Annotated in this window: 5 protein-coding genes; 3 read left to right on the forward strand and 2 right to left on the reverse strand. The window is 65.4% G+C overall.

Annotated features, from left to right (window positions below; translation table 11 throughout):
- The first annotated feature begins 76 nt into the window (after positions 1-76).
- Positions 77-766 (forward strand): tRNA (5-methylaminomethyl-2-thiouridine)(34)-methyltransferase MnmD, encoded by a 690-nt coding sequence (gene mnmD, locus NFW30_RS02865; protein ID WP_295349757.1) that lies wholly within the window; start codon positions 77-79, stop codon positions 764-766.
- Positions 767-888: 122 nt separating this feature from the next.
- Here the strand turns inward: mnmD and NFW30_RS02870 are convergent, their stop codons facing one another.
- Complete coding sequence (locus NFW30_RS02870; protein WP_295349756.1) at positions 889-1,659, reverse strand: GNAT family protein; 771 nt, start codon at positions 1,657-1,659, stop codon at positions 889-891.
- Positions 1,660-2,108: 449 nt separating this feature from the next.
- Between NFW30_RS02870 and NFW30_RS02875 the strand changes: the two genes are divergently transcribed.
- Positions 2,109-2,807 carry a hypothetical protein gene (locus NFW30_RS02875; protein WP_295349755.1) on the forward strand — a complete coding sequence of 233 codons (699 nt, stop codon included), beginning with the start codon at positions 2,109-2,111 and terminating at the stop codon, positions 2,805-2,807.
- Positions 2,808-2,817: 10 nt separating this feature from the next.
- Positions 2,818-3,402 (forward strand): isoprenylcysteine carboxylmethyltransferase family protein, encoded by a 585-nt coding sequence (locus NFW30_RS02880; RefSeq protein ID WP_295349754.1) that lies wholly within the window; start codon positions 2,818-2,820, stop codon positions 3,400-3,402.
- A gap of 51 nt (positions 3,403-3,453) precedes the next feature.
- On the opposite strand, the gene NFW30_RS02885 is transcribed toward NFW30_RS02880, so the two are convergent.
- Positions 3,454-5,067 (reverse strand): methyl-accepting chemotaxis protein, encoded by a 1,614-nt coding sequence (locus NFW30_RS02885; RefSeq protein WP_295349752.1) that lies wholly within the window; start codon positions 5,065-5,067, stop codon positions 3,454-3,456.
- Positions 5,068-5,460: the final 393 nt, after the last annotated feature.

The raw sequence follows: 5,460 nt of genomic DNA on the forward strand, positions 1-5,460 counted from the left end.
CAGGCTCCCCATCCACAACAAAAGCCCTCAACACTTACGTGCCGAGGGCTTTTGCCTTTCTTCCCACCGGAAGGCCATGCCTGAGGCGCCCTTTGGCGAACGGCTGCTGGTTGCGACCGAAGACGGTTCGCACTCGCTCTACCTGCCGGCGCTCGACGAGCACTACCATTCTTCGCATGGCGCGCTTCAGGAGTCGCTGCACGTCTTCATCGGCAGCGGCTACGGCGCTGCCGCGGGCTTGCCGCGGGCTCCGTTGCGGGTGCTCGAGGTCGGTTTCGGTACCGGTCTCAACGCCCTGCTGACTTGGGCGCGCAGCCGTGCAGGGCTCCTGCCGGTGGCTTATACGGCACTGGAGCCCTATAAGCTTGACGAGCACTGCGTCCGCAGGCTGAACTACCCCGAGCAGTTGAGCGAGGCTGGCGCGCGCGTCGCCTTCGAGACCATGCACCGCTGCGGGTGGGAAGGGTGGCAGAGGATCGATGACCACTTCAGCCTGCGTAAACGGCGTTGCCGCTTCAGCGATTTCGAACCGGAAGGCGACTTCGATCTGGTCTATCACGATGCGTTTTCGCCGGCGGTACAGCCCGAACTGTGGACCCGCGACGTCTTTGCCAAACTGGCGGGCTGCATGAGTCCCGGCGCCGTGCTGGTGACCTATTGCGCCAAGGGCGAGGTTCGCAGACACATGCGCTCGGTCGGCCTGACGGTGGAGAAGCTGCCCGGCCCGCCAGGGAAACGCGAAATGACGCGGGCAAGGCAAGGCTGAGGCTTGATCGCCGACGGGCTGGCGCGAGTGCCGGTCGTGCCGGGCCAGCGCCCGTCGCGCACACCGCCATGACGGCGGCTGGCTTGTCGTACAGGACATGGGTTGGCTTGCGCTCGCCGGTTTCACGGCGACAGAAGTCGATCCGGTGCGGCACCGAGAGCATCGTCTGCGCCCAGCGCGATGCGCCGCGCCTGTCGTGTGAGTGCTGCAAGGGAGACACGTTGGCGCCCTGCACTGTCAAAATTGCTGCCATCCAGCCAGCGCCCGAAGGCTGCGGCCAGAGCGGGCCATTCGCGATCGATCGCAGCATACCAGGCGGTGTCGCGGTTGCGACCCTTGACCACTGCCGCCTGGCGGAAGATTCCCTCGAAAGACAGTCCGAAGCGAAGCGCGGCGGCTCGCGAAGCCGAGTTGAGTGCATCGCACTTCCACTCGCAGCGCCGGTAGCCCAGGGCGAACGCCTGTCTGAGCAGCAGGTAGATCGCCTCGGTCGCAGCAGCGGTGCGCTGCAGGCGTGGCGAGAAGTTGATGTGGCCGATCTCGATCGTACCGCTGGGCGGCGCGATCCGCAGGTAACTCGCGACGCCGGTTGCGAGATCGCAATCCTGTTCGACGATGGCATAGAAGAGAGGGTCAGGGCCGCGGCAGTTGGTGTCGATCCATGCGGCGTAGTCGCCCACCTCAGCAAATGGACCATAACCGAGGTAGGTCCAGTTTCGACCCTGGCTGTCGAGCTGATTGGCGGCATGCAGGCTCGCCGCATGCCTTTCGGCGGCAAGTGGCTCGAGGCGGACCAGACTGCCCGCAAGCTCGCGTCGAGGAGGATGCGGGGGGACCCGCCAGCCAAAGAGCTGCTCACCGACCGGTTGTCCGAGATCGTTGACCGATGCCATGGCGATCAATGGTCACGCCCGCCGCGGCCTGAGCCGCCGGCTGGATCGCAGCGTGGTCGTGACAGGAACCCCGCCAGCGGCAGCGGCCTCAACAGAACCAGCTTCACCCGTCTTTGCATCCGTGCCTCCTCTCGAATTCTCCGCTTTCCGCAGCCTTTCACGGCGGTCACACGTGTCGTGTTGAGCGGCATTGTAGTGTCAGTGGTCGGGGCGCAACGTGCCCAAGGTGGCCGACGTGAGTCAACGGCGCCTGCGAGCAACGCGACCCGGGGATCGCGGGATCGTCCTGCGGCTGGCTGCAGTTTGACTGCAGCCGGCAGGATTCGGGATAATCTCGCGATTGCGTCATCGCAGAGCTGCTACAGTGGCGAAGCCGGAGGCGGCTCTCCCGATTTTCCATTCGCTGGATCGACGAGGCGACGCCCTTCTGGCGGGCACCGACACAACCCATGAACCGCATTGTCGCCGCCAACCGTCGCGCCTTCGCGCGTGCCGACCTGATCCGGGCAGAGCGCACGCTGCTGCGCGATGGCCGCTGGGCCAACGCGCGCGTGGAACGGGTCGCGATTGCCGGTGAGGAGTGGACAGTGAAGGACTTTGCCAGTCGCTCCTGGTGGGTGCGCAATACCCTCGGTCGTCTGTTGCTGCGACGCGAGCTGCGGGCCCTGCAGCGCCTCCGGGGAATCCCGGGAACGCCGGCCGATGCCTTCCGGATCGATGCTCATGCCATTGCGGCCCGCTTCGTCCCCGGTCGCAGCTTGGCGAAGATCGAGCGCGCGCTGATCACTCCATGCTATCTCGAGCACCTCGAAGGGTTGCTTGATGCCGTCCATGCGCGTGGCGTCGTCCATCTCGACACCCGGGGTGCCGGCAATCTGCTGATGCTGCCGGACGGAACCCCGGGCATCATCGACTTTCAGGCGAGTGTGTCGACGTCCTGGATGCCGTCCCGCCTGCGGCGACTGCTCGAAGAACTGGACATGGCCGGTGTGTACAAGAAGTGGGCCGCATGGCAGCCGCAGGCGATGGATGGCGAACGGCGCGCCCGCTTCGAACGCAGCAACCGTTGGCGCAAGTTGTGGTTGCCGCGCGGCTATCTTGGCTTGAGCAAGAGGCGACGCGCCAGTCGCCGAGAACCAAGCTCATGAAAGGCTACGAATGAAGGAAACCTCTAACGGACTCTTCCACCATCCCGGCTTGCGCCGCCTTCTGGTACGCATGCGGGCGCCAATCGTCATTCTTGGCATGATCGTCGTCGCCCAGTTCGTACGCAGCGACTGGTTGCTGCCCGGATTCGTCGTCTCGCTCTGCGGTGAGTTCATCCAGCTTTGGTGCTTTGCCTCGCTCGACAAGAACTCGACCCTTACTGCCCGTGGTCCGTATACGATGGTTCGCAACCCGATGTACCTGGGCCGCTTCTTCATCATCTTCGGTTTCCTGATGCTGCTGGCGAGCGGCTGGATCCTGCTCGCCTACACGATCATCTACTGGCTCTACATGGACGCGCGAGTGCAGCGCGAGGAGGCGCATCTGCGGCCGATCTTCGGCACAGCCTACGAGCGCTACTGCACGACCGTACGCCGCTTCCTGCCCGCCTTGCCGGCCACGGGCGAACCGGTCGGCTACTGGAACTGGCAGCTGTTTCACCAGAACAACGCCGCTTTCAACCTGGCTGCTACGTTGGCGGCCTGGGCCGCGGTCGCTGCCTGGGCGCTCTGGGGCCAGCCGCTGTTCGCCGCGTGAGAACCGTTTGCGCCGCCCGGATCGGCGGCTGCCACCGACCCAGCTCCTGCTTCAGGTCCGGAAGTGGGCTACCGTATTGCCCAGATTGTTTGCCAGCCCCTGGAGTTGGTTCGCTGCTGCGGCAGTCTGCTGGGCGGCGGCGCTGTCCTCCTCGGCGGATTGTGCCACCTGCTCCACCCGGCGGGCGATCTCCTGGCTTGCGACAGATTGTTCGGCGATCGCATTGCCGATTTCGCTGACCGCCGACACGAGCTGCTCGACGCTGGCGCGGATGCTGCGGATGGCCTCGCCTGCGGAGCCGGCCAGTGCGACCCCCTGATCGACCTGCTGGACGGCGGTTGCCATCGAAAGCAGGGAATTGCGTGTCTCCTGCTGGATCTGCATCACCATCGCGTTGATTTCGCTGGTTGCCCTGCCCGTGCGCTCGGCGAGCTTGCGCACTTCGTCAGCCACCACCGCAAAGCCGCGTCCCGACTCGCCGGCGCGCGCGGCCTCGATAGCCGCGTTCAATGCCAGCAGATTGGTCTGATCGGCTACTTCCTTGATTACCCGCACGACGGTGGAGATCTTCGCCGAGCTCTCGTCGAGGGCGTGCATCGCCTGCGAGGTCTGGCGAACGGTATCGGCGATGCGGTTGATTTCGTCCGTCGCCTGCTCGATCACGTCCCTGCCTGCATCCGCGAGCCCGGAAGCGCTGCTTGCCGTGTTCAGTGCGGCGCGGGCGTTGTCGGTCACCTCGCTGATACTGACCGACATTTCCTCGACCACCGCTGCCATCGACGACGCGGAGTCGCTGCTCGAGTGCGAAGCGCGTGCAACCTGCTGTGCCGAGGTGGCGAGCGACTGTGCAGCCTGCTGCGTGCTGGCGACCGTCGTGGCAACGTCCTTCAGCATCGCCCGGAGCCGTACCTGCATCCGCTGCTGATGGGCCATCACGCTCTGCGTGTCGCCCGCCACCAGTGTCAGGTCCTGGCTCAGGTCGCCGCCGGCAATGCGCTCGACCAACTGTCTCGCCAACTCCGGCTCGCCTCCGAGCTGGCCGCTTATCCGGCGGGTGACCAGGAAAGCGACTCCGACGGCCAGCAGCAGGGCCACGGCCAGCAGCGCCAGCATCAGTCTCTCCGCCAGCGACTGTGCCTCGGCTGCAGCCCTTTCGGCCTGCAGCTTGCGGTCCTGCTGAATCTGGATGAACCTCTCGCTCTCGCCTGCCAGTTCGCGCTGCTGCGAACGTGCCTCGCCCTGGACCAGGGAACGCATGGCATCGATCTGGCCCTCCCTCGCCAGTGACTTCACCCGTTCGTTGCCTTGCGCGTAGCGCTCGCTGAGTTCGCGCATGCGGGCCGCGAGCTGTCTCGTTTCCGGGTTGCGTTGCGTCTTCTCGAGCTCTTCGGCGAGACGGGAGGCTTCCCTGCCCGCGGTCGTCACCCGTTCCAGCTCCTGGTCACGCTCAGCGGCGGTCACCACCAGCGCATTGAGCTGGTAGCGGCGCATGCTGTTGACCTGGGCAGCGATGTCGCGCGCTGCCGACTCGTTGCGGGCCGCGCGGACGATGTTGTCGACGTGCCTGTCGATCAGGTTCATCTGCACCGTTGCAGTCACGACGAGAGCGGCCATCATGAAGGAGACAGCCGCGAAGCCGCTCCAGAGAAGCGTCTTGATCTTCATTCTTGTGGTCTCCGGTGCACGAACGGCGATACGACGGCGTGCCCGACCAGGGGCGAGCATGCGGCGCAAGCGGCAGTCTGCGTCACCCCGCGCGCGGCTGTCAAGCGCGGGGCTGCATGCCTGCATGCGGGTGCAATTGAAAGTGCGACTGGCGCCGGCGCGAGGCGCTAGTGGCCACGGTAGACTTGTTCTGGCGCCAACGCATGGGGCTACCGTCATTCCGGCGCAGGCCGGAATCCAGCTCGTTCGTCAAGCTTCTCTCTTAGCAGTCGGTCGACAGTCGCACTTTCGATTGCACCCGCTGCATGCGGTCCGCGACGGCGCTTATAAGGCCGGCAAGTGTTACGTCTTCCTCTCCCAGAGGGCTGAGGCGCTCGCTCATCCCGCGAACGG

This window comes from Accumulibacter sp. (genome assembly GCF_023806635.1).
Lineage (GTDB): Bacteria > Pseudomonadota > Gammaproteobacteria > Burkholderiales > Rhodocyclaceae > Accumulibacter.

Coding starts and splice junctions, on each gene's coding strand:
- mnmD (WP_295349757.1), top strand. CDS start 77: ATGCCTGAGGCGCCCTTTGGCGAACGGCTGCTGGTTGCGACCGAAGAC.
- NFW30_RS02870 (WP_295349756.1), bottom strand. CDS start 1,659: ATGGCATCGGTCAACGATCTCGGACAACCGGTCGGTGAGCAGCTCTTT.
- NFW30_RS02875 (WP_295349755.1), top strand. CDS start 2,109: ATGAACCGCATTGTCGCCGCCAACCGTCGCGCCTTCGCGCGTGCCGAC.
- NFW30_RS02880 (WP_295349754.1), top strand. CDS start 2,818: ATGAAGGAAACCTCTAACGGACTCTTCCACCATCCCGGCTTGCGCCGC.
- NFW30_RS02885 (WP_295349752.1), bottom strand. CDS start 5,067: ATGAAGATCAAGACGCTTCTCTGGAGCGGCTTCGCGGCTGTCTCCTTC.